The 25,608-nt window shown below is 64.8% G+C and carries 24 protein-coding genes and 1 pseudogene; 15 read left to right on the top strand and 10 right to left on the bottom strand.

Annotated elements, in window-relative coordinates; translation table 11 throughout:
* Positions 1–141 precede the first annotated feature (141 nt).
* The 5 genes from GA0061099_RS27525 (at position 142) to GA0061099_RS27505 (ending at position 5,880) form a co-directional block, all read left to right on the top strand.
* Complete coding sequence (locus GA0061099_RS27525) at positions 142–1,647, top strand: M81 family metallopeptidase (RefSeq protein ID WP_036029757.1); 1,506 nt, start codon at positions 142–144, stop codon at positions 1,645–1,647.
* A gap of 14 nt (positions 1,648–1,661) precedes the next feature.
* Positions 1,662–2,834: a M20 aminoacylase family protein gene (locus tag GA0061099_RS27520; RefSeq protein ID WP_036029760.1), complete on the top strand. Its 1,173-nt coding sequence runs from the start codon at positions 1,662–1,664 to the stop codon at positions 2,832–2,834.
* Positions 2,827–4,248 (top strand): amidase, encoded by a 1,422-nt coding sequence (locus tag GA0061099_RS27515; protein WP_036029763.1) that lies wholly within the window; start codon positions 2,827–2,829, stop codon positions 4,246–4,248. The genes GA0061099_RS27520 and GA0061099_RS27515 overlap by 8 nt, the downstream gene beginning before the upstream one ends.
* Positions 4,249–4,405: 157 nt before the next feature.
* Positions 4,406–5,296, top strand: coding sequence for a crotonase/enoyl-CoA hydratase family protein (locus tag GA0061099_RS27510; RefSeq protein WP_036029765.1), 891 nt, complete (start codon positions 4,406–4,408; stop codon positions 5,294–5,296).
* Positions 5,297–5,433: 137 nt separating this feature from the next.
* Complete coding sequence (locus GA0061099_RS27505; protein WP_141697680.1) at positions 5,434–5,880, top strand: hypothetical protein; 447 nt, start codon at positions 5,434–5,436, stop codon at positions 5,878–5,880.
* On the opposite strand, the gene GA0061099_RS27500 is transcribed toward GA0061099_RS27505, so the two are convergent.
* From GA0061099_RS27500 to GA0061099_RS27490, 3 genes are all read right to left on the bottom strand, one after another.
* A complete protein-coding gene (locus tag GA0061099_RS27500) occupies positions 5,869–6,843 on the bottom strand; it encodes an NADPH:quinone oxidoreductase family protein (protein ID WP_036029768.1) in 975 nt (324 codons plus the stop codon). The genes GA0061099_RS27505 and GA0061099_RS27500 overlap by 12 nt on opposite strands.
* Positions 6,843–7,451, bottom strand: a complete 609-nt coding sequence (locus GA0061099_RS27495; RefSeq protein WP_036029772.1) for a 2-hydroxychromene-2-carboxylate isomerase — start codon at positions 7,449–7,451, stop codon at positions 6,843–6,845. Before GA0061099_RS27495 ends, GA0061099_RS27500 begins: the two co-directional genes overlap by 1 nt.
* A 127-nt stretch (positions 7,452–7,578) precedes the next feature.
* The gene (locus GA0061099_RS27490; protein ID WP_074448147.1) at positions 7,579–8,280 is read right to left on the bottom strand and encodes a glutathione S-transferase N-terminal domain-containing protein; all 702 of its coding nucleotides are present in this window, start codon (positions 8,278–8,280) and stop codon (positions 7,579–7,581) included.
* A 118-nt stretch (positions 8,281–8,398) separates the two neighbouring features.
* Between GA0061099_RS27490 and GA0061099_RS27485 the strand changes: the two genes are divergently transcribed.
* Positions 8,399–9,421, top strand: a complete 1,023-nt coding sequence (locus tag GA0061099_RS27485; protein ID WP_036029787.1) for a methionine synthase — start codon at positions 8,399–8,401, stop codon at positions 9,419–9,421.
* A gap of 25 nt (positions 9,422–9,446) precedes the next feature.
* Here GA0061099_RS27485 and GA0061099_RS27480 read toward each other — a convergent pair whose 3' ends face one another.
* From GA0061099_RS27480 to GA0061099_RS27470, 3 genes are all read right to left on the bottom strand, one after another.
* Positions 9,447–10,064: a hypothetical protein gene (locus GA0061099_RS27480; protein ID WP_036029791.1), complete on the bottom strand. Its 618-nt coding sequence runs from the start codon at positions 10,062–10,064 to the stop codon at positions 9,447–9,449.
* Positions 10,065–10,167: 103 nt separating this feature from the next.
* Entirely contained in the window at positions 10,168–10,695 is a 528-nt protein-coding gene (gpt, locus tag GA0061099_RS27475) for a xanthine phosphoribosyltransferase (RefSeq protein WP_036015348.1), read from the bottom strand.
* A gap of 36 nt (positions 10,696–10,731) precedes the next feature.
* Complete coding sequence (locus tag GA0061099_RS27470; RefSeq protein ID WP_036029794.1) at positions 10,732–11,469, bottom strand: competence/damage-inducible protein A; 738 nt, start codon at positions 11,467–11,469, stop codon at positions 10,732–10,734.
* Positions 11,470–11,747: 278 nt separating this feature from the next.
* Between GA0061099_RS27470 and GA0061099_RS27465 the strand changes: the two genes are divergently transcribed.
* From GA0061099_RS27465 to GA0061099_RS27440, 6 genes are all read left to right on the top strand, one after another.
* Positions 11,748–13,166 (top strand): circularly permuted type 2 ATP-grasp protein, encoded by a 1,419-nt coding sequence (locus GA0061099_RS27465; protein ID WP_036029797.1) that lies wholly within the window; start codon positions 11,748–11,750, stop codon positions 13,164–13,166.
* A 4-nt stretch (positions 13,167–13,170) separates the two neighbouring features.
* Positions 13,171–14,115, top strand: coding sequence for an alpha-E domain-containing protein (locus GA0061099_RS27460; RefSeq protein ID WP_036015356.1), 945 nt, complete (start codon positions 13,171–13,173; stop codon positions 14,113–14,115).
* Between the two features lie 196 nt (positions 14,116–14,311).
* Positions 14,312–15,160 (top strand): transglutaminase family protein, encoded by an 849-nt coding sequence (locus GA0061099_RS27455; protein WP_036029799.1) that lies wholly within the window; start codon positions 14,312–14,314, stop codon positions 15,158–15,160.
* Positions 15,161–15,226: 66 nt separating this feature from the next.
* Complete coding sequence (locus GA0061099_RS27450) at positions 15,227–15,634, top strand: carboxymuconolactone decarboxylase family protein (RefSeq protein ID WP_036029802.1); 408 nt, start codon at positions 15,227–15,229, stop codon at positions 15,632–15,634.
* A 179-nt stretch (positions 15,635–15,813) separates the two neighbouring features.
* Positions 15,814–16,572 carry a proteasome-type protease gene (locus GA0061099_RS27445; protein WP_036015360.1) on the top strand — a complete coding sequence of 253 codons (759 nt, stop codon included), beginning with the start codon at positions 15,814–15,816 and terminating at the stop codon, positions 16,570–16,572.
* A 26-nt stretch (positions 16,573–16,598) separates the two neighbouring features.
* Complete coding sequence (locus GA0061099_RS27440; protein WP_036029803.1) at positions 16,599–17,357, top strand: SDR family oxidoreductase; 759 nt, start codon at positions 16,599–16,601, stop codon at positions 17,355–17,357.
* 241 nt (positions 17,358–17,598) lie between these two features.
* Here the strand turns inward: GA0061099_RS27440 and GA0061099_RS27435 are convergent, their stop codons facing one another.
* On the bottom strand, positions 17,599–18,837 hold the full coding sequence (locus GA0061099_RS27435) for an MFS transporter (protein ID WP_036029811.1): 1,239 nt from the start codon (positions 18,835–18,837) through the stop codon (positions 17,599–17,601).
* Between the two features lie 159 nt (positions 18,838–18,996).
* On the opposite strand from GA0061099_RS27435, the gene GA0061099_RS27430 reads away from it, so the two are divergent.
* On the top strand, positions 18,997–20,247 hold the full coding sequence (locus tag GA0061099_RS27430) for a NupC/NupG family nucleoside CNT transporter (RefSeq protein ID WP_036029805.1): 1,251 nt from the start codon (positions 18,997–18,999) through the stop codon (positions 20,245–20,247).
* 120 nt (positions 20,248–20,367) lie between these two features.
* Here GA0061099_RS27430 and GA0061099_RS27425 read toward each other — a convergent pair whose 3' ends face one another.
* A complete protein-coding gene (locus GA0061099_RS27425) occupies positions 20,368–21,567 on the bottom strand; it encodes a rhomboid family intramembrane serine protease (RefSeq protein ID WP_081493033.1) in 1,200 nt (399 codons plus the stop codon).
* Positions 21,568–21,718: 151 nt separating this feature from the next.
* On the bottom strand, positions 21,719–22,246 hold the full coding sequence (locus GA0061099_RS27420) for a cupin domain-containing protein (RefSeq protein ID WP_036029806.1): 528 nt from the start codon (positions 22,244–22,246) through the stop codon (positions 21,719–21,721).
* A gap of 291 nt (positions 22,247–22,537) precedes the next feature.
* On the opposite strand from GA0061099_RS27420, the gene GA0061099_RS27415 reads away from it, so the two are divergent.
* Complete coding sequence (locus GA0061099_RS27415; protein WP_036029808.1) at positions 22,538–24,667, top strand: O-linked N-acetylglucosamine transferase, SPINDLY family protein; 2,130 nt, start codon at positions 22,538–22,540, stop codon at positions 24,665–24,667.
* 134 nt (positions 24,668–24,801) lie between these two features.
* Here GA0061099_RS27415 and GA0061099_RS27410 read toward each other — a convergent pair whose 3' ends face one another.
* Entirely contained in the window at positions 24,802–25,089 is a 288-nt protein-coding gene (locus GA0061099_RS27410; protein WP_036029809.1) for an usg protein, read from the bottom strand.
* A gap of 399 nt (positions 25,090–25,488) precedes the next feature.
* On the opposite strand from GA0061099_RS27410, the pseudogene GA0061099_RS27405 reads away from it, so the two are divergent.
* Positions 25,489–25,608 (top strand): annotated as a pseudogene (locus GA0061099_RS27405) (co-chaperone GroES); the annotation flags it as partial.

The following is a 25,608-nucleotide window of genomic DNA, read 5'->3' as shown; positions in this document are numbered from 1 at the left end:
GCGCCCCGGAATGACGGCGGAGTATGGGGCGCAGCATTCCCAAATCGTCTTGACCCTATGCACGTCGCGAGTGCTTCCTCACCTTGCCCTCCTCGCAAGGGCAAGGCTAACGTCGCGCACTTTCAATTGGGACTGAACTGAATGACACGTATTGCCGTCGGCGGCTTCCTGCACGAGACCAACACCTTCGCTCCGACGAAGGCGACATTCGCGGACTTCCAGCATGGCGGCGGCTGGCCGGCGATGACTGAAGGTGCCGACGTGTTGAAGGTGATGCGCCGCATCAATGTCGGGCTCGCCGGTTTCGTCGACAGCGCCGAGGCGAACCGCTGGGAACTCATTCCGACCATCGCCTGCGGCGCGAGCCCGTCGGCGCATGTCACCGAAGACGCATTCGAGCGCATCGTGAAGGTCATGGTCGACGGCATCGCCGCCGCCGGCCCGATCGACGCCGTCTATCTCGACCTGCACGGCGCGATGGTGACCGAGCATCTCGACGACGGCGAAGGCGAGATCTTGGCGCGCGTGCGCCGCGTCATCGGTAAGGATGTTCCGCTGGTCACCAGCCTCGATCTCCACGCCAACGTCACGCCCGAGATGATGGAGCATGCCGACGCGCTGATCGCCTACCGCACCTATCCGCATGTCGACATGGCCGAGACCGGCCGCGCCTGCGCGCGCCATCTCGCGCTGCTGCTGCAGACGAAGCAGCGCTTCGCAAAGGCCTTCCGGCAATTGCCATTCCTGATCCCGATCAGCTGGCAATGCACCAACGACCAGCCCACCAAAGGCATCTACGAAAGACTCGCCGCGCTGGAGAGCGATGCCGTTCCCACCCTCTCTTTCGCGCCCGGCTTTCCCGCCGCCGATTTCCGCGACTGCGGCCCCAGCGTGTTCGCCTACGGCAAGACGCAACACGACGCCGATCGTGCGGCCGACGCGCTTCTGAAGCTGATCGAAAGCCACGAGAACGATTTCGACGGCAAGATCTGGACGCCCGACGACGGCGTGCGCCACGCCATGGAACTTGCCAAGGGCGCGCGCAAGCCGATCATCATCGCCGACACCCAGGACAATCCGGGCGCCGGCGGCGATTCCGACACCACGGGCATGCTGCGCGCGCTGGTGCGCAACAAGGCGAGTGCCGCAACCGGCGCGATCTACGATCCGGAATCGGCCAAGGCCGCGCACGCAGCCGGCGTCGGCGCCACCGTGACGCTGTCGCTCGGCGGCAAGTCCGGCATCCCCGGCGACGAGCCCTATCGCGAGACCTTCGTGGTCGAGCAGCTCTCGGACGGCCGCTTCATCGCGCCCGGTCCCTATTACGGCGGCCGCGAGATGGAGATGGGCCCGTCCGCAGCCTTGCGCATCGGCGATGTCCGCATCGTCGTCTCTTCGCACAAGGCCCAGCTCGCCGACCAGGCGATGTACCGCTATGTCGGCATCGAGCCGGCCGAACAGAAAATCCTGGTCAACAAGAGCTCGGTGCATTTCCGCGCCGATTTCGAGCCGATCGCCGAGAAGCTGATGATCTGTGCCGCGCCCGGTGCGATGCCGGCCGACACCGCTTCGCTACCCTGGACGCGCCTGCGCCCGGGCATCCGCATCAAGCCGAACGGCCCCGTATTCACGCCTCCCTCACGCTAACCGGACAGGACCACATGCCCACGATCGATCGCATCGACGGCTACGCCGACGAGCTCACCGCAATCAGGCGCGACCTCCACGCCCATCCCGAGATCGGCTTCGAGGAAGTGCGCACCTCCGGCATCGTCGCCGACAAGCTGAAGAGCTGGGGCATCGAAGTGCATCGCGGCCTCGGCGGCACCGGCGTGATCGGCGTCATCAAGGGCAAGGGCACCGGCAGCAAGCGCATCGGGCTGCGCGCCGACATGGACGCGCTGCCGATGGAAGAGAACACCAATCTGAAGTGGAGCTCGAAGATCCCCGGCCGCTTCCACGGCTGCGGCCATGACGGCCACACCACCATGCTGCTCGGCACCGCGCGCTATCTCGCCGAGACCCGGAATTTCGACGGCACCGTGCATCTGATCTTCCAGCCGGCCGAGGAAGGCCTCGGCGGCGCCCGCGCCATGATCAAGGACGGGCTGTTTGAGAAATTTCCCTGCGACGAGCTCTACGGCCTGCACAACGCGCCCGACCTCAACCATGGCGAGATCGCGATCCTGCCGGGCCCGGCCATGGCCAGTGCCGACTTCTTCGACCTGCGCATCACCGGCTACGGCGCGCATGGCGCGATGCCCGAGCGCTCCAAGGACGCGGTTGTCATTGCGACCACACTGGCGCAGGCGATCCAGACCATCGTCAGCCGCAACGTCGACCCGCTGCAAGCCGCGGTGATCTCGATCACCCAGATCCATGCCGGCTCGGCTTACAACGTCATTCCGGGCGATGCGCATCTGTGCGGCACCATCCGCACCTTCTCGAACGAAGTCCGCGCCCTGATCGCCGAGCGCATCCGCACCATCTGCGCCGGCATCGCCGCCGCCTATCAGTGCACGATCGAAGCCGACATCCGCGACACGTTCGGCGTTCTGGTCAACCAGGTCGAGCAGTCCAACGTGGTCGAGGAGGTCGCGCGCACCATCGTCGATCCCGCCAACGTGATCACCCGCATCCAGCCGAAGATGGGCAGCGAGGATTTCGCCGACATGCTGGAGACGATTCCCGGCGCTTACTTCTGGGTCGGCCATGACGGCTCGGTGCCCGTGCACAATCCCGGCTTCGTGCTCGACGACAAGATCCTGCCGATCGGTGCCAGCATGTTCGCCCGCATCGTCGAGACGCGCATGCCGGTGGGTGGCAATGCATAAAAAGAGCGTCGAGGAAGCGGTCACCTCGCTGCACGATCTGTCCGCGGTCGACCTGATCGCGGGTTATCGTGCCAAGCAGTTCTCGCCGAGCGAGGTGCTGGAGGACGTGCTCGCGCATGTCGCGGCGTGGGAACCGCATCTGAAGGCGCTCTATGCGTTCGACCCCGATGGCGCGCGCGAGGCCGCAAAGGCCTCGACCGCGCGCTGGACCGGCGGCGAGCCCTCCGGGCCGCTCGACGGCGTGCCCGTGACGGTGAAGGACAACATCGCGACCAAGGGCGTGCCGGTGCCGCTGGGGGCAGCCAGCGTCAAGCTCGTGCCGGCCGAGAAGGACGCGCCGCCCGCTGCGCGGCTGCGTGAGGCCGGCAGCATCATCTTCGCCAAGACCACCATGCCCGATTACGGCATGCTGTCCTCCGGGCTCTCCTCGTTCCATGCGCTCGCGCGCAACCCGTGGGATCTCAGCAAGAACCCGGGCGGCTCCAGCGCCGGCGCAGGCGCCGCCGCCGCGGCCGGCTACGGGCCCTTGCATCTCGGCACCGATATCGGCGGCTCGGTTCGCCTGCCCGCCGGCTGGTGCGGCCTCGTCGGCCTGAAGCCGAGTTTTGGCCGCGTGCCGATCGACCCCACTTATGTCGGCCGTGTCGCAGGCCCGATGACCCGCACGGTCGACGATTGCGCGCTGATGATGAGCGCGATCGCAAAGCCCGACCGCCGCGACGGCATGAGCCTGCCGGCCGAGCTGCTGAACTGGAAGGGGCTGGAGAAATCTCCGCGAAAACTACGCATCGGGTTGATGCTCGATCCCGGCTGCGGCCTGGCGCTGGAGAAGCCGGTGCGCGAGGTCGCAGTGAAGGCCGCGAAGGCATTCGAGTCCGCAGGCAGCGTCGTCACCGAGGTCGACGGCATCCTCACGCGCGAGATGCTCGACGGTCTCGACAATTTCTGGCGCGCGCGGATGTGGGACGATCTGTCCAAGCTGACGCAGGCCGAGCAGGCCAAGGTGCTGCCCTATATCTTCAAGTGGGGCGAGTCCGGGGCCAAGCTCTCGGGCGTCGACGTCATCCGCGGCTTCAGCCAGACCATGGCGATCCGCGCGGCTGCGGCGAAGCTCTTTTGCGAGCTGGACTATGTGATCTCGCCGACCGCGCCGAACGTGAACTTTCCGGCGGAATGGGCGTCGCCGACCAACGATCCCATGAAGCCGTTCGAGCACATCGCCTATACCGTGCCGTGGAATATGTCGGAGAACCCGGCGATCTCCCTCAACGGCGGCTTCGACGCCAAGGGTTTCCCCATCGGCGTGCAGATCGTCGGCCGCCGCTTCGACGACATCGGCGTGCTCGGCATGGCCAAGGCCTTCGAAGGTCTGCGCGGCCCGCAGCGGCCCTGGCCGAAGCCGCCGGCCCAATAACGCACCGTCGTCATTCCGGGTTGCGCCCTCTTGGCGCAAGCCCGGAATCCATTCATCCGCAAGGAGTGTGGAGAAATGGATTCCGGGCTCGCGCTTCGCGCGCCCCGGAATGACGTGCTAGACAGACGGACAAAGAACCAAGGAAGAGGAAACCACCATGGCGTATGAGACGATCAAGTACGAGGTCGCCGATCAGATCCTCACCATCACGTTGAACCGGCCCGACAAGCTCAACGCCTTCAACGCGCAGATGCAAGCCGAACTGATCGACGCGTTCGACACCGCCGACAAGGATGATAACGTCCGCGCCATCATCGTCACCGGCGCCGGCCGCGGCTTTTGCGCGGGCGCCGATCTCTCCTCCGGTGCCGACACGTTCGATCGCGACGCGCGGCGCGGGCCGGTCAAGCGTTTTGCCGACGGCAAGGTCGACTATAGCGACCCGCAGGTGCGTGACGGCGGCGGCCAAGTGACGTTGCGCATCTTCAAATGCCTCAAGCCCGTGATCGCGGCGGTGAACGGCCCGGCCGTCGGCATCGGCGTCACCATGCAGCTCGCGATGGATATCCGCATCGCCTCGGAGGCCGCGCGCTTCGGCTTCGTGTTCTCCCAGCGCGGCATCGTGCCCGAGGCGGCCTCGAGCTGGTTCTTGCCGCGCATCGTCGGCATCTCGCAGGCGCTGGAATGGTGCTATTCGGGCCGTGTCTTCCCGGCGCAGGAAGCGCTTGCGGGCCGCCTCGTCAGCAAGGTCGTGGCCCCCGATGATCTGCTGCCGACCGCCCAAGCGCTCGCCAAGGAGTTTGCGGCAAAGACCGCGCCGGTGTCGGTCGCGCTGATCCGCCAGATGATGTGGCGCATGATGGGCGCCGACGATCCTATGGAAGCCCACAAGGTCGACAGCCGCGGCATCTACGCCCGCGGCCGCTCGGACGACGTGAAGGAAGGCGTGGTGTCGTTCCTGGAGAAGCGGCCGGCGCAGTTCAAGAACAAGGTGTCGACCGACATGCCGGATTACTTCCCGTGGTGGACGGAGCGCGAGTACAAGTGACGAGCGCGTAGCGCGCCATAACGCGCAACTCGGCTGTTTGATCCATGCCAAGTGCGCATGGACAGTCGGTCGACAGGCCTGCTGCATCGCAAAACCACCTTGCGGTATCGTTCGCATCGCACAGGGAAGCGATGCCGATGCAACTTTGCCTGCGAATGGCGGCTCTCGCGCCACTCGTCCTTGCCGGCTGTGCCGAGCAGGACGCCGAGTGGGCGCGGCGCGGACGAGCCAGCTTGATCGGTCTCGACCAGTCGGCGATCCGCATGTGCGCCGGCCTGCCGGCCGGAACCGCCAAGGACGGTTCGGGCGAGATCTGGATGTACGAGCACGCGGCGAGCCCTCCCGGCGGCATCGCGCCGCCCACGCTCACGCTTCCGCCCGGCCTGAATATCGGAGGCCAGGCGCCGTCGGGCTATTGTCGCGTGCAGTTGCGCTTTGCTCGCGGCAAGGTCACCGAGGTGCAATATGCCGGGAATACCGACATCGGAAATGCGCGTGACGCCGTCTGCGGCCAGATCGTGCGGACCTGCCTCGGCTATGCGCCGGGCGGCCGCGACACCGTCGCGCGGACGTCACATCAGTAGCGCGACGCGTCCGATCGCCTTGCGGTCGAGCAACAACCGCATCGCCTTCGCATAGTCCTTAAGCGGCAGGCGGTGCGAGACGTTGGGGCGCAGCTTGCCCTCCTCCGCCCATTGCAAAAGCGCCTTCAGGCGGACCTCGCCGAGCGCAGGATTCTTCCGCACCGCTTCGCCGGCGCGTACGCCGAGCACGCTGGCGCCCTTGATGAGCAAGAGATTGGTCTTGGCCGAGCCGATGCCGCCGGCGAAGCCGATCACCAAGAGCCGCGCGCCCCAGGCGATGCAGCGCATCGAATCTTCGAAGACCTGGCCACCGACGGGGTCGAACACGACGTCGGCGCCGCGCCCCTCGGTGATGCGCTTGACGGCATCGCGAAACGGCTCGCGGTCGTAGCGGACGAGATGATCGGCGCCGCGCGATTTCGCGATTCTGAGCTTCTCGTCGCTGGAGGCGGTCGCGATCACGGTCGCGCCCAGCATCTTGCCGATCTCGACGGCGGCAAGGCCGACGCCGCCGCCGGCGCCGTGGACCAGCAGCACCTCGCCGGGCGCGACCCGGCCGCGATCGATCAACGCGTGATAGGCCGTGCCGTGGCCGGCGAGATAGGTCGCAGCCTCCGCATAGTCGAAGGTGGACGGCATGGGAGTGAGCTGCGACGGCGTGACCACCGCTTCATCCGTGAAGGCACCAAAGCGCATCTTCACGATGACCTTGTCGCCGACGGCAACGCCGCTTGCCTCCGATGCCACCTCGGTGACGTCGCCGGCCGCTTCCATGCCCGGCGTGAACGGCAGCTCCGGCTTGAGCTGGTATTCGCCGGCGGCCATCAGCACGTCGGGAAAGTTCAGCCCGGCGGCGCGGATGGCGACGCGTACCTCGCCCGGCTTTAGCGCGCGCGACGGAAACTCCTCCAACAGCAAACGCTCGGGCGCGCCGAGTTCGCGGCAGACGACGGCGCGCACCATCAGGCCGCGCTCGCCTTGTTGCGCTGAAGCGCTTCGCGGATCAGCGGCAGGCGGTCATTGCCGAAATACATGTCGGTCTTGTTCACGAAGATCGTCGGCGAGCCGAAGCCGCCGCGTGCGATGACCTCCTCGGTATTGGCCTTGAGCTGGTCCTTGATGCCCTGCTCGGCAATGCCGGCGAAGAACTTTTGCTCGTCGATGCCGACCTTCCTGCAGATCTCCGCGAGCACCGCGTCCTGCGAGATGTCCTTGTCCTCGCCCCAATAGGCCTCGAACACTGATGTCGCGAACGGCACCATGTCCTGACCGAGCCAGAGGCAGCCGCGCATCACCTTGACGCTGTTCACCGGGAACACCGTCGGTGGCATCTTGATGGCAAGACCCGCCGAACGTGCCCAGTCGGCGAGGTCCTTCTTCATGTAGCGCGCCTTCAGCGGCACCGGCTTCTCGCGCTGCGCGTAGACGCTCGGATTGACCGAATTGAAGATGCCGCCGACCAGGATCGGCCGCCAGGTGATGTCGGCTCCGAACTCCTTGGCGAGCGGTTGGATGTTGTGGAAGGCGAGATAGGTCCAGGGGCTGGAGCAGTCGAAGAAGAATTCGATCATGGGGGTTTCCTTATTGTTGTCATTCCGGGGCGCGCCCCTTTGGGCGCGAACCCGGAATCCATTTCGCCTCTCGGTACGCTGCCTGATGGATTCCGGGTTCGCGCTTCGCGCGCCCCGGAATGACGAGTCACTTCCTTCCCAACACTTCCTTGGCCCTTTGTCCGAACATGATCTTGCGTGATTCCTCGTCGAACGGCTCTTTCACGAATTTTCCGATCGCAAGCCCCGCCTGCACCTGCGGCCTTGCCCGGACCTCGGCATACCAGCGCTTCACATTGGGATAGTCGTCGAGCGTAAAACCCTGCGCCTTGTGGGTCATGGTCCAGGGGAAGCAGGCGATGTCGGCGATAGAATAGTCGCCGGCGACATAGGCGCCGGTCCTGGCCAATTGGCGATCGAGCACGCCGTAGAGCCGCGCCGCCTCGTCGCGATAGCGCTCGATTGCGTAAGGGATCTTCTCGGCCGCATAGAGCGCGAAATGGCCGTGCTGACCGAGCATCGGCCCGAGGCCCGCCATCTGCCACATCACCCATTGGATCGTGGTGGAGCGGCCGCGCCAATCGGCGGGCAGGAAGCGTCCGGTCTTCTCCGCGAGATAGATCAGGATCGCGCCGGTCTCGAACGCGGAGAACGGCGCGCCGCCATCGGCGGGCTCGTGATCAACGATCGCGGGAATGCGGTTGTTCGGAGAGATCGCCAGGAACTCAGGATTGAACTGCTCGCCGGCGCGGATATTCACGGGGATCACCTGATAGGGAAGCCCGAGCTCCTCCAGCATGATCGAGATTTTCCAGCCGTTCGGCGTCGGCGCGTAATAGAGGTCGATCATGGGCCTTCCCTTGCGCCGTCCCTAGCGCTGCCGCCAGCCAATGACGACTTTTGTTGTTCTGTACCTCGACGTTAGGACATGGCAGGAAGGGGCGCAACAACCCGCCGGGAGGGCCGCCATGCTGTTTCCAACCACGATCGCCGGCTCCTTGCCGAAGCCGGAATGGCTCGCCGAGCCGAACATGCTCTGGGCGCCCTGGAAGTCCGAAGGCGACGAGCTCGCCCGCGCCAAGCGCGATGCGACGCTGATCTGGCTGAAGATCCAGGAGGACGCCGGCATCGACATCGTCACCGAAGGCGAGCAGGCCCGGCAGCACTTCGTGCACGGTTTCCTGGAGAAGATCGAGGGCATCGATTTCGCCCACAAGGTCGAGATGGGCATCCGGAAAGACCGCTACAAGGCGATGGTGCCGCAGGTGGTCGCGCCGCTGCGGCTGAAGGATCGCGTCCATGCCTTCGAGGCGCGCGTCGCGCGCACGCACACCAGGAAGCAGCTGAAATTCACCCTGCCCGGCCCGATGACGATCATCGACACCATTGCCGACCGCTATTATGGCGACAGGGTCAAAATGGCCTTTGCCTTCGCCGAGCTCTTGAACGAGGAAGCCAGGGCCTTGGAGGCCGACGGCGTCGATCTCGTGCAGTTCGACGAGCCCGCCTTCAACGTCTACATGGACGAGGTCAACGATTGGGGCATCAAGGCGCTGGAGCGCGCCGCACAGGGCCTCGCCTGCGCCACCGCCGTGCACATCTGCTACGGCTACGGCATCAAGGCCAATACGGACTGGAAGGAAACGCTGGGCAGCCAGTGGCGGCAATACGAGCAGATCTTTCCGGCCATCGACGCAAGCCCGATCCAGCAGGTCGCGATCGAGTGCCGCAATTCCAAGGTGCCGCTCGACTTGCTCGCGCTGCTGAAGAACAAGATCGTGCAGGCCGGTGTCATCGACGTCGCCAGCGACACGGTGGAGACGGCCGAGGACGTCGTGAAGGTGATCGAGGCGGTGTCGCAATTCGTGCCCAAGAGCAACATCATCGCCACCACCAATTGCGGCATGGCGCCGATGCGGCGCGAGATCGCCGAAGCCAAGCTGATGGCGCTTGGCGCCGGCGCGGCGCTGGCGCGCGAGAGGCTGGGGTGATGGCGGTGATCCGCAGGTCGCTCGGCTAGTCCGGAGCGGTCGGATGCAACGCCGGTCGATATCCGGCGCTGAACGCCCGTAATGTGGATGGAGGCGTCAGCACCATCGCACTCGACAGTTCGTGCTCGGTACGGGCATAGCCGGCTGGCGACCAAAGCAGCGGCCGGCCTTTCGTCACAAGATAGCTCTGCTCGCCCTGCTGCACCATCACGCCATCGGGTAAGTCTGCGAGCGGCCCTCGCAGTGGGTGCAGGCGCTTACGGCCGTGATCCAGACGCTCCAGGTGCAGCTTTGCGTCCATCGACTTTGCGCTCACCTTGCTTGCGCCGTTTCCCCTCTCCCATGCCGCGCGAAACCGGTTGGCATCGTCACGCCGGCAGAAGAAGCATGGGCGATGTCCGGCAGCAAAGGCGGTGGCTTCGTCGAGAAAGAACAGCTCGGTCCAGCTCCGCCGCGCCATCACCGGCCGCCGCCAGCCGCGGAATTCGCACAGGCATGTGATCCAGGCCGGCGTCGACCAGCGCTTCTTCAACAGCGTCTTCGTCGCGGGATCGTGGATGATGCCGCGATTGCCGGTGAAGAGACCGCGATGCGGCGTGGAGATGATCTCGCCGGTCGGGGTGACGCGGTTTTGGAGCGGCATCGGTGTCTCAGCCCGTCATTGCGAGGAGCCCTTCGCGACGAAGCAATCCAGGCTGCCTCCGCGGATACATTTCTGGATTGCTTCGCTTCGCTCGCAATGACGATCACGCCGCGCCGTCGCGCAGCGGCGGGTGGTAGGACAGTGCTGTGTCCCAGGGGAAGAAGATCCAGGTGTCCTGCGAGACTTCGGTGATGAAAGTGTCGACCAGCGGGCGTCCCATCGGCTTGGCGTAGACGGTGGCGAAATGCGCATCGGGCAGCATCTCGCGCACCATCCTGCCGGTCTTGCCGGTATCGACGAGGTCATCGACGATCAACAGGCCCTTGCCGGTGCCGCCGCCGAGCGTCATGGTCGCCTCGGAAATGCCCTTGAGCACCTGGAGCTCGCCCTGCTTGTTGTGGTCGTAGCTGGCGACGCAGACCGTATCGATGACGCGCACCCCTAACTCGCGCGCCACGATCGCGGCGGGCACCAGGCCGCCGCGGGTGATCGCAATCACCGCATGGAACGGACCGACCTCGTTGAGCCGCCAGGTCAGCGCCCGGCAATCCCGGTGGAACTGGTCCCACGAGACGGGGAAGGCCTTGCCTGCCCGCTCCTGCGCACTCAGTTCCGGTGCTTCACCAGCCATCGCCTGTCTCCTGCAATCTCGTCCGGCAATTCCCTGCTAGCGGTTGACGTTCAATCCCGCCAGCATTTCCTTCACCACGGCCATTGCCGCCGCGAGCTTCTCGGGATCGCGCGAGCGCACCACCAGATTGGTGTTGGGCTTCTGCTCCTCGTCCATGAAGGGATAGCTGCCGATGATGGTGTCGGGATGGGCGGCAGCGATCGCCCGCAGCGGCCCGCCGATGTCGCCCTCGCGCGCATTGGCCCGGACCGAGTCCGACAGCATGCGCACGCCCGACTTCAGTTTGGGCGAGACGATGTCCATCATCGCCTGCATGATCGAGGGCACGCCGGCCATGACGATGACGTTGCCGATCTTGAAGCCGGGGGCGAGGATGGTCGCGCTCTGGATCAGCTCGGCGCCGTCGGGGATGCGGGCCATGCGCAGCCGGGCCTCGTTGAGGTCCTGCTCGCTCCAGCGCTCGCGAAAGCGGGCGACGACCTCCGGGTGATGGTCGATCCCGACGCCGAACGCCTTGGCCACGGCATCAGCGGTGATGTCGTCATGAGTCGGCCCGATGCCGCCCGTGGTGAAGACGTAGGTGTAGCGATGCCGCAATGCATCCAGTGCAGCGATGATATCCGGCTCGTCGTCGGAGACGATGCGGACCTCCTTCAGGTCGATGCCGATATTGGTCAGGTATTCGGCGATGAAGCCGATATTCTTGTCCTTGGTCCGGCCGGACAGGATTTCGTCTCCGATGACCAGAATGCCCGCCGTGACGATCTCGCTCATGCCTTAAGTCCCTCACCTGTGACGCCGACTTTGCCGAGGTAACGCGTTGAAGTCACGCGGTTTTGCTTCTGAAATAAGCAGTCTTCAGCCATTTTTTCAGGCACGCCGCCGGCCGTCGCCGGCAAATGCCCCCTCTCCATGCTTATCGCGCTGGCCCGGCCCTTGCTACCACATGAAAGTCATGCACTGTTGACGCATGGCCACAGGACGTTGCGGTCTCATCAAGGCCGACGCGAACTGGCGCATGGCGCAACGCCTGGGGAGACAAGTCGGGATCTATGGCAGTCGCGTTTGACGAAATGAACATTCCCGGCGGGGACCTCCGCCCCGCCTATCAGGAGCTGGCGCGCTGGCTCAAGGAGACGCCTCCCGAGGCGCTCGAATATCGCCGCCAGGAAGCTGAGCTGCTGTTTCGCCGGATCGGCATCACCTTCGCGGTCTACGGCGATTCCGAGTCCACCGAGCGCCTGATCCCCTTCGACGTGATTCCGCGGATCATGTCCGGCAAGGAATGGGCGCGGCTGGAGAAGGGCCTGAAGCAACGCGTGCGCGCGCTCAACATGTTCCTGCGCGACATCTATCACGGCCGCGACATCCTCCGCGCCGACATCGTGCCCGACGATCTGATCTTCCAGAACCCGGTGTTCCGGCCCGAGATGAACGGCCAGCAGGTGCCGCACGACGTCTACGTGCACATCGCCGGCATCGACATCGTCCGGGTCGACGCCGAGGACTTCATCGTGCTGGAGGACAACGCCCGCACGCCGTCGGGCGTGTCCTACATGCTGGAAAACCGCGAGATCATGATGCGGCTGTTTCCGGATCTGTTCGCCCGCCACCGGGTGGCGCCGGTCGAGCGCTATCCGGACGAGCTGCTCGCAGCGCTCCGCTCGGTCGCGCCGCAAAGCGCCTCCGGCGAGCCGACAGTCGCCCTGCTCACCCCGGGCGTCTACAATTCGGCCTATTACGAGCACTCCTTCCTCGCTGACAAGCTCGGCATCGAGCTGGTCGAAGGCCGCGACCTCATCGTCAAGAACAACGAAGTGTTCATGCGGACGACGGAAGGGCTGAAGCGGGTCGACGTGATCTATCGGCGCGTCGACGACGACTTCCTCGATCCCCTCACCTTCCGTCCCGATTCGGTGCTCGGCGTGCCCGGACTGATGTCGGCCTACGCGGCCGGCAACATCACGCTCGCCAACGCCGTCGGCACCGGCATCGCCGACGACAAGGCGATCTACTCCTACATGCCCGACATCGTGAAATTCTATCTCGGCGAGGAGCCGATCCTGAAGAACGTGCCGACCTGGCGCTGCCGCGAGCCAAAGGACCTCGCTTATGTGCTGGACAATCTAAGCGAGCTCGTCGTCAAGGAAGTGCACGGCTCCGGCGGCTACGGCATGCTGATCGGCCCCGCCGCGACCAAAGCGACGATCGAAGCGTTCCGCGACAAGCTCAAGCGCGAGCCGGAAGGTTTCATTGCCCAGCCGACGCTGGCGCTTTCGACCTGCCCGACCTGCACGGCGTCCGGCCTCGCTCCACGTCACGTCGATCTTCGCCCCTTCGTGCTCACGGGCAGCAAGAGCACGACCATCGTGCCGGGCGGGCTCACCCGCGTCGCGCTCAAGGAAGGCTCCCTGGTGGTGAACTCGAGCCAGGGCGGCGGCACCAAGGACACCTGGATTCTGGACGAGTAGAGAGATGCTGTCGCGTACCGCCGAAAACCTCTACTGGCTCGCCCGCTACGTCGAACGGGCCGAATATCTCGCGCGCACCATCGATGCGACGCTGCGCGTCACCGCGCTTCCCGCCGCCTATATCGGCAAGACCAATGAATGGGATTCGGCGCTGCTCACCGCCGGGGTCGCCGCGAGCTTCTATCAGGCCTATGAGGAAGCCAACGAGCACAACGTCGTCGAGTATCTCTCGTTCTCCCAGAACAACCCGTCCTCGATCCGAAACTGTATCGAAGCGGCGCGGCTGAACTCGCGCTCGGTGCGCACGGCCCTCACCAGCGAGATGTGGGACACCATCAACTCGGCCTGGATCGAGCTTCAGGCGGTGTGGAGCAAGGGCACCTCGACGCGCGAGGACCTCGCAAAATTCCTGCGCTTCGTGCAGGAGACCTCGCTGCGCTTCGACGGCTCGGCCTATCGGACCATGCTGCGCAACGACGCCTATTGGTTCTCGCGCATGGGCGTGCACCTGGAGCGCGCCGACAACACCGCGCGCATCCTCGACGTGAAGTATCACGTGCTGCTGCCCGAGGAGGAGCATGTCGGCGGGCCTCTCGACTTCTACCAGTGGAGCTCGATCCTGCGCTCGGTCTCGGCGCTGACGGCCTATCACTGGGTCTATCGCGAGACGCTGAAGCCCTGGCTGATCGCGGACCTCCTGATCCTCAACGACACGCTGCCGCGCTCGCTCGCCAGCTGCTACGGCAACCTCGTGCGCAACCTCGACCAGATCGGCGTCGCCTATGGCCGCCAGGGCCCGGCCCAGCGCCACGCCCGCGGCATCCGCAACCGGCTGGAACACAGCAACATGAACGACATTTTCCAGCATGGCGTGCATGAATTCATTCAGGAATTCATCGCGGACAATTCCAGGCTGGGCGAAATCATCACGAAGCAGTATTTGATCTAATGTCGCTCGACTGACGACAGGGGATATTGTCATGGCCGGGCAAAAGCGCGAAGCGCGTCTTCGCGCTAGATGTCCCGGCCATCCACGTTCTTGCTTTTGCGCGACGAGGAAGAACGTGGATGCCCGGGACAAGCCCGGGCATGACGAGCTTCTTTGCGACGGCAGTCACGCCTTACAACAAACGACACGGTCCACCATGCGCCTGCGAATCCAGCACACCACGACCTATCGCTACGAGCCGCCGGCCACCAGCGTGATCCAGATCCTGCGCATGACGCCGGGCAGCCATGACGGGCAATACGTCGCGGAATGGCAGATCGACGTCTCCACCGACACCAAGCTCGACATGCATGAGGACGCGTTCGGCAACGTCACCCACGTGCTGTCCTGCGGGCCCGTCGGCGACATCCAGATCATTGCCGAAGGGCTGATCGAGACTCACGACACCGGCGGCGTGCTGCGCGGCAGCGACGAGCGTTTTCCCCCCGGCATGTTCCTGCGCGTCACCGACCTCACCTCGGTCAATCCGGCGATGACGGCGGTCGCGCGCCAGTTGCGCAGCGAGGCCGAGAGCGACACGCTGGGCTTCCTGCACACGCTGATGACGCAGGTGGCCGATCACATGACGTTCGACGAGGACCCCACCAACAGCGGCACGTCCGCAGCGGAGGCGTTCACGCTCAAGCGCGGGGTCTGCCAGGACTACGCGCACATCTTCATCGCCTGCGCCCGCGCCGGCGGCGTGCCGGCGCGCTTCGTCTCCGGACATTTCCTGCGTGCGGACGACACGGTGCACCAGGACGCCGGCCATGCCTGGGCAGAGGCCTACGTGCCCGATCTCGGCTGGGTCGGCTTCGATCCCGCCAACAGCATCTGCGCCACCGACGCGCATGTCCGCCTCGCGATCGGGCTTGACTATCTCGGCGCGGCCCCGGTGCGCGGCACGCGCTACGGCGGCGGCACGGAAACGCTGACGGTGGCGGTGAAGGTCGAACAGGCCGGCCGCGGCGGGCAGTCGCAATCGCAATCCCAGCGGCAGAGCTAGGAGCCGCCAGCCGAACACATTCGGCGTGCTACAATCGCGGGATCGGATCAGACCCGCGAGGTAGCCATGGCGACTGTGAAACTACTTTCGGATGATGAACTCTCGGCCGAAGCGCGCGCCGTTTTCGACGATATCCGCAAGGTGCGGAAATCGGACTTCGTCAACAATTTCTGGCGCGCGCTGGCGCATGATCCGAAGACGCTGCGGCGGACCTGGGAGAGCATCAAGGAGGTGATGGCTCCCGGCGCGCTCGATCCCAAGGTCAAGGAAATGCTCTACGTCGCGGTGTCGATCGCACACGGCTGCAGCTATTGCATCCACTCCCACACGGCCGCCGCACGGGCGAGGGGCATGACCGAGGCCGAATATGGCGAGCTGCTCGCCATCGTCGGCATGGCCGCGGAGACCAACCGGCTGGTCACCGCGCTCGGCGTGCCGGTTGATGAGGCGTTTCTGGTCGACGCAGCTGACTAGCTTGCCGTCTCACACCGTCATTCCGTAGCGCGAACCCGGAATCCATCTGGTCGCAGAGTTGGTGGATGGATTCCGGGCTCGCGACTTCGTCGCGCCCCGGAATGACGGGCTTAATCGGGGGTTGGAGTGGCCCTTGAAATTGGCTAGTAATTCCGCGCAAACGCGTTCGGGGACTGGAAATGACCTATTGCTGCGGAATCCTGGTTCGGGACGGTCTGGTGATGATCGCCGATACCCGCACCAATGCCGGCCTCGACAATGTCTCAACCTTCCGCAAGCTGCACATCTTCTCCAAGCCCGGCGAGCGCATCATGGCGATCGCCAGTGCCGGCAACCTCGCCATCAGCCAGTCGGTGCTGTCGACGCTGACCGAGGGCCTCGAAGATCCCAATACGGGCGAGATCGAGACGCTGATGAACGCGCCGACCATGTTCCAGGCCGCCCAGCGCATCGGCCGGGCGATCCGGGCGGTGCATGCCACCGAAGGGCCGGCGCTGAAATCCGAGGACGTGTCCTTCGACGTCTCCTTTCTGTTCGGCGGCCAGATCAAGGGCGCGCGGATGCGCCTGTTCATGGTCTACACCGCCGGCAATTTCATCGAGTGCACCACCGACACGCCGTACCTGCAGATCGGCGAGCACAAATACGGCAAGCCGGTGCTCGACCGTGCCATGCATTACGACGTCGAGCTCTACGAGGCGCTGAAGACGGGCCTGATCTCGATGGATTCGACGATGCGCTCAAACCTCGGCGTCGGGCTGCCGATCGACGTGCTGGTGGTGCGCAACGATGCCTGCGAGGCCGATCTCAACCATCGCATCGAGGCAGGCGAGCCCTATTTCCACGACCTGCGCTCGCGCTGGTCGGCGGCCTTGCGCGCGGCGCATCAGAACATTCCGCGCCCGCCCTACAAGAACGACAAAGAACCCAAAACCTGACAGCAGAAGAGAAAAGGCAGGAAACGATGAGTGAAGCGAAAAAGATCGCATTGGTGACGGGCGCCGGCACCGGCGTCGGCCGCGCGGCGTCGCTGGCGCTGATGAACACCGGCTTCACCGTGGTGCTCACAGGCCGCCGGCTCGACATGCTCGAGGAGACGGCAAAGCTCGGTCCCGCGGGAAAAAGCCTCTGCGTCACCGCCGACATGACCAAGCCGGACTCCATCGCCGCGCTGTTCGACAAGGTGAAGGCGACCTACGGCCGGCTCGACGTGCTCTTCAACAATGCCGGCATGGGCGCGCCGGCCGTCAACTTCGAGGATCTCAGCCTCGAGCAATGGCAGGCCGTGGTGAACACCAACCTCACCGGCCCGTTCCTGTGCACCCAGCACGCCTTCCGCATCATGAAGGATCAGACCCCGCGCGGCGGCCGCATCATCAACAACGGCTCGATCTCGGCGCACGCGCCGCGGCCATTCTCGGCGGCCTACACCTCGACCAAGCACGCCATCACCGGCCTCACCAAGGCCAGCAATCTCGACGGCCGCATGTACGACATCGCCGTCGGCCAGGTCGACATCGGCAATGCCGCAACCCCGATGACCGACCGCATGGTCAACGGCCCCGGCGTGCTGCAGCCCGACGGCACCACCAAGCACGAGCCGCGCATGGACGCGAAAGCAGTCGGCGATGCCGTGGCCTACATGGCCAGCCTGCCGCTCGATGCCAACGTGCTGACCATGACGGTGATGGCGACCAAGATGCCGTTCGTCGGGCGGGGCTGAACAAAAAAGCGCGAAAACAACCCCATGCACAGTAGGCGTCAAGAGGCGCCTGCTGCTGCCGGGCTGCGGGCGTCCCGCGAGTTAAGTCCCCACGCCATCTCAATAATCGTCATTGCGAGCGCAGCGAAGCAATCCAGGCTGCCGCCGCGGTGAGATTCTGGATTGCTTCGTCGCATCAGCGCAAAATTGCTACGCAATTTTGTCGCGGGCTCCTCGCAATGACGTTGAGAGAGCGGAGCGCCTACTCCAGGCTCTCCACCTTGCGCAGGGCTGGAAACAGCTTCATCCAGAGCAGCGCCACTGCGACGGTGGCGACGCCGCCGAGCACGGCGGCAGGCATGGCGCCGAGCAGCGCGGCTGCCACTCCGCTCTCGAACTGGCCGAGCTGGTTCGAGGCGTTGATGAACAGGAAGTTCACCGCGCCGACGCGGCCGCGCATCTCGTCGGGTGTCGACAGCTGCACCAGCGAGAAGCGGATCACGACGCTGATCGTGTCGGCCGCACCGAGGATTGCAAGCGACAGCACCGACAGCCACATCCAGGACGACAGCGCGAACACGATGGTGGCGAGGCCGAACACGATCACGGCCTGGAACATGCGAAGGCCCACATGCCGGGAGATCGCGTGGCGCGCCAGCACCATGGTCATCAGCAAGGCACCGACCGCAGGCGCGGCGCGCAGCACGCCTAACCCGACCGGGCCGGTCTGGAGGATGTCGCGGGCATAGATCGGCAGCAGCGCCGTGACGCCGCCGAACAGCACGGCGAACAAATCGAGCGAGATGGTCCCGAGGATCGCCGGGTTGCTGCGAATGAAGCGGACGCCGGCGAAGATGTTGTCCGAGTCCATCCCCTCCCTCGCGATCGCCTGCGGGCGCGGCCGGATGAAGCCGGTCAAGATCATCCCCAAGACCCAGAACAGGACCATCACGGCATAGGCAAGGTGCGGGGCGACCGCATAGGCGATGCCGCCGAGCGCAGGTCCCGTGATGGTCGCGACCTGCGCCGCCCCACTGGAGACGGCAGTGGCGCGCTGGAGCGAGCCCTGCGGCGCGATCAGCGGCAGCAGCGCCGCCGTGGTCGGGCTCTCGAACGCGCCGGCGATTCCGAGCAGGAAAGTCGCGATGAAGATCTGCACTTCGCTGACCGCGCCGAGATAGGTGATGGCCCCGAGATAGAGCGCGGTCGCGGCCTCCACCAGCTGGCAGAGCTGGACGACGCGCTTGCGCTCGTAGCGATCGGCGGCGTGGCCGGCGACGAACACCAGAAGCGCGGTGGGCAGGAACTGGACGAGACCAACCATCCCGAGGTCGAACGCCGAGCCGGTGAGATCGTAGATCTGCCAGCCGATCGCGACGGCCGCGATCTGGCTGGAGAAGCGCGACAGGCTGCGCGAGAGCAGGAAGAACAGGAAAGCGGGATGGCGGAGGAGCTCACCGGCGGTGACCGGTCGATGTCCGGATATTGGCTGCTCTGGCATCGCCTCTTCGGTCACGCTCGGACCGCTCTTTCCCTCGATATCGAAGGCCTCCCGCGTGGCCGAGGTGGCCCCGCTTGTCAACACTGGTCGTTCCCGGCTGCTCCCGGCATTGCCTTTGCAGCGCAGGCACGGCCATAATCATCGAGGGTTTGGGACATCATGCTGCGCCTGCAATCTGCACTCGGCATTTTCGCATTGCTGCTGATCGCCTTCGCGCTGGCGGAAAATCGTCGCGCGGTGTCGCTGCGCCAGGCGGCGATCGGCCTCGCCGCGACCTTCGTCACCGCCCTCGTGCTGCTGAAGCTGCCGGTCGTCGCTCATGCCTTCGGCGCCATCAACGACGCGGTCGGCGCGATCTCGGCGGCCTCGCGGGCCGGCTCCGCCTTCGTGTTCGGCTATATCGGCGGCGGACCCCTGCCCTTCGACCTGAAGGCGCCAGGCGCGGACTTCATCCTGGCGTTCCAGGCACTGCCGATCGTGCTGGTCATGAGCGTGCTCACGACGCTGTTGTTCTATTGGCGCGTGCTGCCGCCGATCGTCCGCGGCATGGCCTGGCTCTTGGAGCGCACCCTCGGCGTCGGCGGCGCCGTCGGGCTTTCGACCGCCGCCAATATCTTCCTCGGCATGGTCGAGGCACCGCTGTTCGTGCGGCCGTATCTGGCACAGATGACGCGCAGCGAGTTGTTCCTGGTCATGACCGGCGGCATGGCCGGCATCGCCGGCACCGTGCTGGTGCTCTATGCGACTCTGCTGGCGCCGCTCATTCCCGACGCCGCCGCGCATTTCGTCATCGCCTCGGTGCTCGGCGCGCCGGCGGCGATCCTGGTCAGCCTGATCATGGTCCCTGAAACCTCCGACAAGCGCACCGGCGGCACGCTGGAAGATCCGCAAATGGAGGTCGCCAGCACGATGGACGCGATCGTGAAAGGCACCAGCGCGGGCATCGAGCTGCTGATCAACATCGTCGCGATGCTGCTGGTGCTGGTGGCGCTGGTCTATCTCGTCAACGCCATCCTCGGCCTGCTCCCGCACGTCGGCGGCGCCGCGATCTCGCTGCAGCGGCTGCTCGCCCTCGTCATGGCGCCGGTGTGCTGGCTGATGGGGCTGCCGTGGGATCAAGCGATCACCGCCGGCAGCCTGATGGGCACCAAGACCGTGCTGAACGAATTGATCGCCTATGTCGACTTCTCGAAGCTGCCGCCCGATACGCTCGATCCGCGCTCGCGCCTGATCATGCTCTATGCGATGTGCGGCTTCGCCAATTTCGCCAGCCTCGGCATCATGATCGGCGGCTTAGGGGTGATGGCACCGGAGCGGCGCGAGGAGATCAACGCGCTGGGGCTGAAGTCGATCGTGTCGGGGACGCTCACGACGTGCCTGATGGGAGCGGTGGTGGGGGTGTTGGCGTAGGCTCTCTTTCCACGCGTCATTGCGAGCGAAGCGAAGCAATCCAGACATGCGTCCGCGGAGACAGTCTGGATTGCTTCGTCGCAAGAGCTCCTCGCAATGACGGCGGCGAGAATCTTTGCCTCAACCGCACAATTTCGACTTCTGCAGGATGCGACGCACCTCAGGCACCTTGGAACGGCACGGCTCGGCCGCCATGGCCTTTGCCTCGCTGGTTCGCCCCTGCACCCACAGCAACACCGCTATCAAGCCCTGCGCCCCGGAGCGCACCGGCCCACCCGCCACGTCCGAAGCTGCGAGCGACATGGCGGTTTGCGCTTCCCTCTCGGCGGCATTGATATCCGCTTGTTCCAGGAAGAAGACAGCACGGTAGACGTGAGCCCGCGCGTCTTTCGGGTAGCGGCTAACGAGATCGAGCGACCGGCTGGCCATCTCGTCGCCCTTCATCGGCACTTCCGAGGCGCGGATATAGTGCGCGGCATCGGCCATGTAGGCCGAATAATGCGCGGCGGCGAAGCCGGCGCAGATGAGAGATCCGATGGATCCTGCCAGCAAGGTCATGCTCGCGCTCCGCGGCAGGCTGTCATAGGACCAGAAGGCGAGCCACGGCGTGACGGCGAGCGCGGCGCCGGCCACCGCACCGCCTGCGTGGGCGTAATAGTTGACGTTGCCGGAAGCGCCAAAGGCCATTGGCAGCAGTGCGGGAACACCGAAGAACAGCGACGTCTTCAGCCTCGATATGGTCTGATCGGCGTCCGCTTCGGGATCGAAGCTCGCCACGAACAGCGCGGCGATCAGCCCGGTGATGGCGCCGGACGCACCGACGCCGACCGTGCCGGGACCGTTGCCCAGCAGCGAGCCGGCCTCTCCGGCCAATGCACTGGCAACGAAGATCAAAGCAAACCAGCCGCGGCCGATCAGCGACTCCAGCCTGACGCCGACGATGAACAGCGCCACGCAGTTGCTCACGAGGTGCCACCCGCTGCCATGCAGAAGCGGCGCAAGGCCGATTCGCCACCACTCTCCCCTCCCGACGACGAGATCGTAGCCGGACGCCCCCTGAGCGATCAGCGAGCGGACATCGAGATCGCCGTCCCGCGCGATGTCGATGGCGAGACTACGCTGCATAACGAAGATCAGGAGCAGACCGAAGATCAGGCCGATGGTGAGGAAGGGGATGTCGGCCAGAAGCTTGTTGTCGGCAAAAAGCGTCTCCTCGCTGGAAGAGGGCTTCTCTATGGCGATCGGCGCGGCGGCGGCTTGAAACGATGCTCTTGGAGCTGGCGCTACGATGCCGCGTCGGCCAAAAGTGTTGGTCGCCATGAAAGCATTTCCCGCGTTGACACAGCCTTGAGTTGACGCGAGAGGTATTTTCGACTGGTTAGCACCAGGCTTGCGGGGCGGCCGAAATCATCCCGATTGCTGACCGCCCGGTTTCTCGGATCGACCGCATTTTAGCGATCGAGAGTTGCGCTTACGCCTTCAGCTCCACCGTCTTGAACTCAGCGGGGAGGATCACCTCCAGCAGCTCCACGTCGTCCGAATAGTCCAGGATCATGTGTCTGATCTTCGGCGGCTGGGTCCAGGCGCTGCCTTGCTGCATCAAGGTCTCGCCCTGCCCGTCCATATAGGTCTTCACCCAGCCCTTGAGCACGTAGACCATCTGGAATTCGACGTCGTGATAGTGGAGCTTGGACACCTCGGCCGGGTTGCAGGGACCTTGCAGGCGGATCACATGCGCCTGCGCGAGGCCATGGGTCGCCTCGCCGATGCCGAGATCGCGATACTTCGCGTAGGCGCGCAGGCCGTCGGCCTTGAAGTCTTCCTCGCGGTGATGGCTGACGGCGATGCGCTGCTTCGGACGTGCGGGCTTTTTCGCAGCGGCAGTGCGCGCCTTCGCCTTCACGGCCTTGCGTGCCGAGGATCGCGCCGCCGCCTTGGCGCCACTCCGCTTCTTCACCGCGGTCTTCAATGCGGGCCTCGATGCCTTTTGCTTGGCCATTGTCTGCCTCCCTGTTTCTGAGCCGCCGTCGCGCGGTATGGCTTGAAGGTCAGCTTATCCAGTCGTGGGCGAGGCAGCAATCGCAGAGCTGGTCGTGTTGAGTAGTGCCGCATCCGCGCTGTCACCCTCCCCCTCCAGGACCCTCCCCTGGAGGGTAAGAGGCTGAGGCCAATCACGCGATCACCGTATGGGATCGTAGCTTGCCCCAAGCTGGCGCGTCGGGCTGGGGTCGTCTCGTCTTCGTTCTCGCGCTGAACTAGTCTCTCCCGGGACATCCGGGGGAATTGATTCATGGGCAGCAATGTCGGTCAGCGTGCATTTCAAAATGCCCGGCTTCAGAAGCGGCAAAAGGCCGACGTGCTGCCCTTGCTCGGGCAAGCGCTCGAATTGCACAAGAAGGGCCGCCTGCCCGGGGCCAAGGCTGCCTATCGCCAGCTCCTGCAGATCGCGCCCAATCAATTCATCGCGCTGCATATGCTCGGCGCGTTGGAGTCCGATGCTGGGAATTATCAGCAGGCCGAGAGCCTGCTGAGCCGGGCGGTTGTCGTCGATCCGCGATCGGCCGAAGCCCATATGAGCCTGGGCGTCGCGCTGAACGGGCTGAAACGTCACAATGATGCCCGCGAGAGCTATCGCAAGGCGCTCGCCTTGCGGCCCAACTACGCCCTCGCTCTCTCCAATCTCGGGAACGCGAGCGCGGCCCTGGATCGCTACCAGGAAGCGCTCGACAGCTACGATCGGGCGCTCGCCGTCGACGCAAACCTCGCCGAAGCCCACAACGGCCGCGGCTCCACGCTCTGCCGTCTGCGCAACTACGACAAGGCTCTTGCAAGCCTGAACCGCGCGCTCGCGATCAAGCCCGACTATGCGGCGGCGCTGGCGAACCGCGCCGTGGCACTCCGGGAGCTGCAGCGATTCGACGAGGCCATGGCGGATTGCAACCGGGCAATCGCCCTCGCCCCTGACGACGTGAACGGATGGCTCTGGCGCGCCAATGTCTTGCTCCAGACCCGGCAGATGGCCCAGGCACTATCCGATTGCGAGAGGGCGCTCGCGATCGCGCCCGATTCCGATCAGGCTCATCTGGTGCTGGGCCTTTGTCTTGCCGGACTAGGCCGGGTCGACGAAGCCCTCGCCAGTTTCGACAGAGCCCTCGATATCAGGCCCGATCTCGAGAGCGCGATCTCGAGCAAGATCTTCACGCTCGATTTCGTGCCGGACGCCAGCGTCGAGCGGCATCAGCAGGCGCGACGCGTATGGTGGGAGCGGATCGGCGCGAGAATCGCTTCAGAAGCGGCGGCACCGCATGACAACGGCCGCGATCCGGATCGCCGCCTGGTGCTGGGCTATGTCTCGTCGGACTTCAACGCGCATTCGGCTGCGTTCATCTTCAAGCCCGTCCTGCAACACCATGATCGGGCCCAGTTCGAGATCGTGTGCTATTCGTGCTCGGCGAAAGTGGACGCGACGACACGCGAATTTCAAGGCATCGCCGATCGCTGGCGCGATGCCTCGCAATGGAGCGACGATCGTCTCGCCGCCCAGATTCGCGACGATCGCATCGATATTCTGATCGACCTGTCCAGCCACACCCGAGGAAACCGCCTCGGCGTATTTGCGCGCAAACCGGCGCCGATCCAGGCGCACGGCTGGGGCCACGGCACCGGCACCGGGCTGCCGACGATCGACTATTTGTTCTCGGATCCGGTCGGGATTCCGCACGACGTTCGGCATCTGTTTGCAGAGACGGTGGTCGACCTGCCGTGCTTTGTGACGCTGGCGCCGCTGCCGGCCGGGATTGCGCAGGGCAAGACGCCGGCGCTCGCGAACGGCTTCGTCACGTTCGGCGTCTTCAACCGCATCAGCAAGATCTCGGATGGGGCAGCGGCAGTCTGGTCCAGGATTCTCGAGCGGGTGCCGGGCTCGCGCCTCCTGATCAAGGACGTTGCGCTCGACGACCAACTGGTCCGCGACAAGCTGCTGGCGCGATTGGCGGCGTGCCGACTGCCGGCCGAACGCGTCGATCTGCTCGGAGCCACCTTGCGGGACGAGCATCTGGCATCGTTCAATCGTATCGATATTGCCCTCGATCCGTTCCCGCAGAACGGCGGCGTCAGCACATGGGAAGCTCTGCAGATGGGCGTGCCCGTGGTGGCGAAGCTCGGCAACAGCCTGCCCGGCCGCGCTGCCGGCGCCATCCTCACCGCGCTTGGCCTGCCGGACTGGGTCGCCGACAGCGAGGAGGCCTATGTCGAGATCGCGGCCAGCCGCGCGGCTGAGATCGGCGAGCTCGACAAGTTGCGCCGCGAACTGCCCGCAACGATCAACGCCGCGGCCGCGGGCAACCCCGTCTCATATGCGCAAGCGGTCGATGAGGCCTATCGCGCGATGTGGACGCGCTATTGCAACAGCACTGTCTGATTGCGTGATCTCGTAGGGTGGATTAGCCGAAGGCGCAATCCACCACGTCTATTTCGACACGCGGAGAGAAACGAGGTGGATTACACCAGCGACAGCGCTTCGCGCCGCCGCTGGCTAATCCACCCTACGCGGCCTCAATGCAACCGAAACACGCCGTCCACGGCGCGGAGCTCGGCGGGCTTGATCAGCTTGCAATGCGCCACCGTGACCGAATGGAGGGGGCCGTCGAGCTTCTCCTGCCAGAACGCCAGGAAATCGGTCAGCGCGGGGAATTTCGGAAACATGTCGTAGTTCTGCCAGACATAGGTCTGGAGCAGCGAGGGATGATCCGGCATCCGATAGAGAATTTGTGCCGTCGTCAGCCCGTAGCCCAGCATCTGTTTCCGGAATTCCTCGGAAACGCCCCCAACGCGCAGTCCCATGCCAAACCTCCTTTGCAGGAGCGCATTCGGCGAGTGGCTTGTCCGTGCCCCGGGGAGCCACCCGGAAACGATGCGCTCACAGACGAGAAATGTGACGCAAACTGACAACTCATCTCAAGCCCAAAAGTTTAACAAGCTGTTGAAATTCAATGCTTTAGCAGCAGAGACGACTCCGTGCTAATACGGTCGCCCAAGGGGCCTCGAAGAGGCCTCCCACCCTGGTTAACGATGGCAAAGGGTTTCTGGCAGTCCGCGCTTTCGGCTGCTATTTTTTCTGCTACAAACCCTTGCTCCCGGAAAATTCCTGTCCTATTTCAGGCTCGCTCGTGCTAGCACTCACGGGCAACGATTGCTAACAATCTCAAAACCTCAACCCGAGCAATTGCTTAGGAGGACTGCATGAAATTCCGTCCGCTTCACGACCGCGTCGTGGTCAAGCGCATCGACGCCGAAGAGAAGACCGCTGGCGGCATCATCATTCCCGACACTGCCAAGGAAAAGCCCTCCCAGGGCGAAGTC

Origin of the sequence: Bradyrhizobium yuanmingense (genome assembly GCF_900094575.1) — a bacterium.
In the GTDB taxonomy this organism is placed as follows: Bacteria; Pseudomonadota; Alphaproteobacteria; order Rhizobiales; family Xanthobacteraceae; genus Bradyrhizobium; species Bradyrhizobium yuanmingense.
Note: the sequence above shows the minus strand (reverse complement) of the source record. Positions and strands in the feature narration are given on the sequence as shown.

Coding starts and splice junctions, on each gene's coding strand:
- GA0061099_RS27455 (WP_036029799.1), top strand. CDS start 14,312: ATGCGCCTGCGAATCCAGCACACCACGACCTATCGCTACGAGCCGCCG.
- GA0061099_RS27520 (WP_036029760.1), top strand. CDS start 1,662: ATGCCCACGATCGATCGCATCGACGGCTACGCCGACGAGCTCACCGCA.
- GA0061099_RS27415 (WP_036029808.1), top strand. CDS start 22,538: ATGGGCAGCAATGTCGGTCAGCGTGCATTTCAAAATGCCCGGCTTCAG.
- GA0061099_RS27430 (WP_036029805.1), top strand. CDS start 18,997: ATGCTGCGCCTGCAATCTGCACTCGGCATTTTCGCATTGCTGCTGATC.
- GA0061099_RS27510 (WP_036029765.1), top strand. CDS start 4,406: ATGGCGTATGAGACGATCAAGTACGAGGTCGCCGATCAGATCCTCACC.
- GA0061099_RS27435 (WP_036029811.1), bottom strand. CDS start 18,837: ATGCCAGAGCAGCCAATATCCGGACATCGACCGGTCACCGCCGGTGAG.
- GA0061099_RS27505 (WP_141697680.1), top strand. CDS start 5,434: ATGCAACTTTGCCTGCGAATGGCGGCTCTCGCGCCACTCGTCCTTGCC.
- GA0061099_RS27470 (WP_036029794.1), bottom strand. CDS start 11,469: ATGAGCGAGATCGTCACGGCGGGCATTCTGGTCATCGGAGACGAAATC.
- GA0061099_RS27460 (WP_036015356.1), top strand. CDS start 13,171: ATGCTGTCGCGTACCGCCGAAAACCTCTACTGGCTCGCCCGCTACGTC.
- GA0061099_RS27410 (WP_036029809.1), bottom strand. CDS start 25,089: ATGGGACTGCGCGTTGGGGGCGTTTCCGAGGAATTCCGGAAACAGATG.
- GA0061099_RS27500 (WP_036029768.1), bottom strand. CDS start 6,843: ATGGTGCGCGCCGTCGTCTGCCGCGAACTCGGCGCGCCCGAGCGTTTG.
- GA0061099_RS27495 (WP_036029772.1), bottom strand. CDS start 7,451: ATGATCGAATTCTTCTTCGACTGCTCCAGCCCCTGGACCTATCTCGCC.
- GA0061099_RS27515 (WP_036029763.1), top strand. CDS start 2,827: ATGCATAAAAAGAGCGTCGAGGAAGCGGTCACCTCGCTGCACGATCTG.
- GA0061099_RS27525 (WP_036029757.1), top strand. CDS start 142: ATGACACGTATTGCCGTCGGCGGCTTCCTGCACGAGACCAACACCTTC.
- GA0061099_RS27440 (WP_036029803.1), top strand. CDS start 16,599: ATGAGTGAAGCGAAAAAGATCGCATTGGTGACGGGCGCCGGCACCGGC.
- GA0061099_RS27425 (WP_081493033.1), bottom strand. CDS start 21,567: ATGGCGACCAACACTTTTGGCCGACGCGGCATCGTAGCGCCAGCTCCA.
- GA0061099_RS27485 (WP_036029787.1), top strand. CDS start 8,399: ATGCTGTTTCCAACCACGATCGCCGGCTCCTTGCCGAAGCCGGAATGG.
- GA0061099_RS27450 (WP_036029802.1), top strand. CDS start 15,227: ATGGCGACTGTGAAACTACTTTCGGATGATGAACTCTCGGCCGAAGCG.
- gpt (WP_036015348.1), bottom strand. CDS start 10,695: ATGGCTGGTGAAGCACCGGAACTGAGTGCGCAGGAGCGGGCAGGCAAG.
- GA0061099_RS27420 (WP_036029806.1), bottom strand. CDS start 22,246: ATGGCCAAGCAAAAGGCATCGAGGCCCGCATTGAAGACCGCGGTGAAG.
- GA0061099_RS27480 (WP_036029791.1), bottom strand. CDS start 10,064: ATGCCGCTCCAAAACCGCGTCACCCCGACCGGCGAGATCATCTCCACG.
- GA0061099_RS27490 (WP_074448147.1), bottom strand. CDS start 8,280: ATGATCGACCTCTATTACGCGCCGACGCCGAACGGCTGGAAAATCTCG.
- GA0061099_RS27445 (WP_036015360.1), top strand. CDS start 15,814: ATGACCTATTGCTGCGGAATCCTGGTTCGGGACGGTCTGGTGATGATC.
- GA0061099_RS27465 (WP_036029797.1), top strand. CDS start 11,748: ATGGCAGTCGCGTTTGACGAAATGAACATTCCCGGCGGGGACCTCCGC.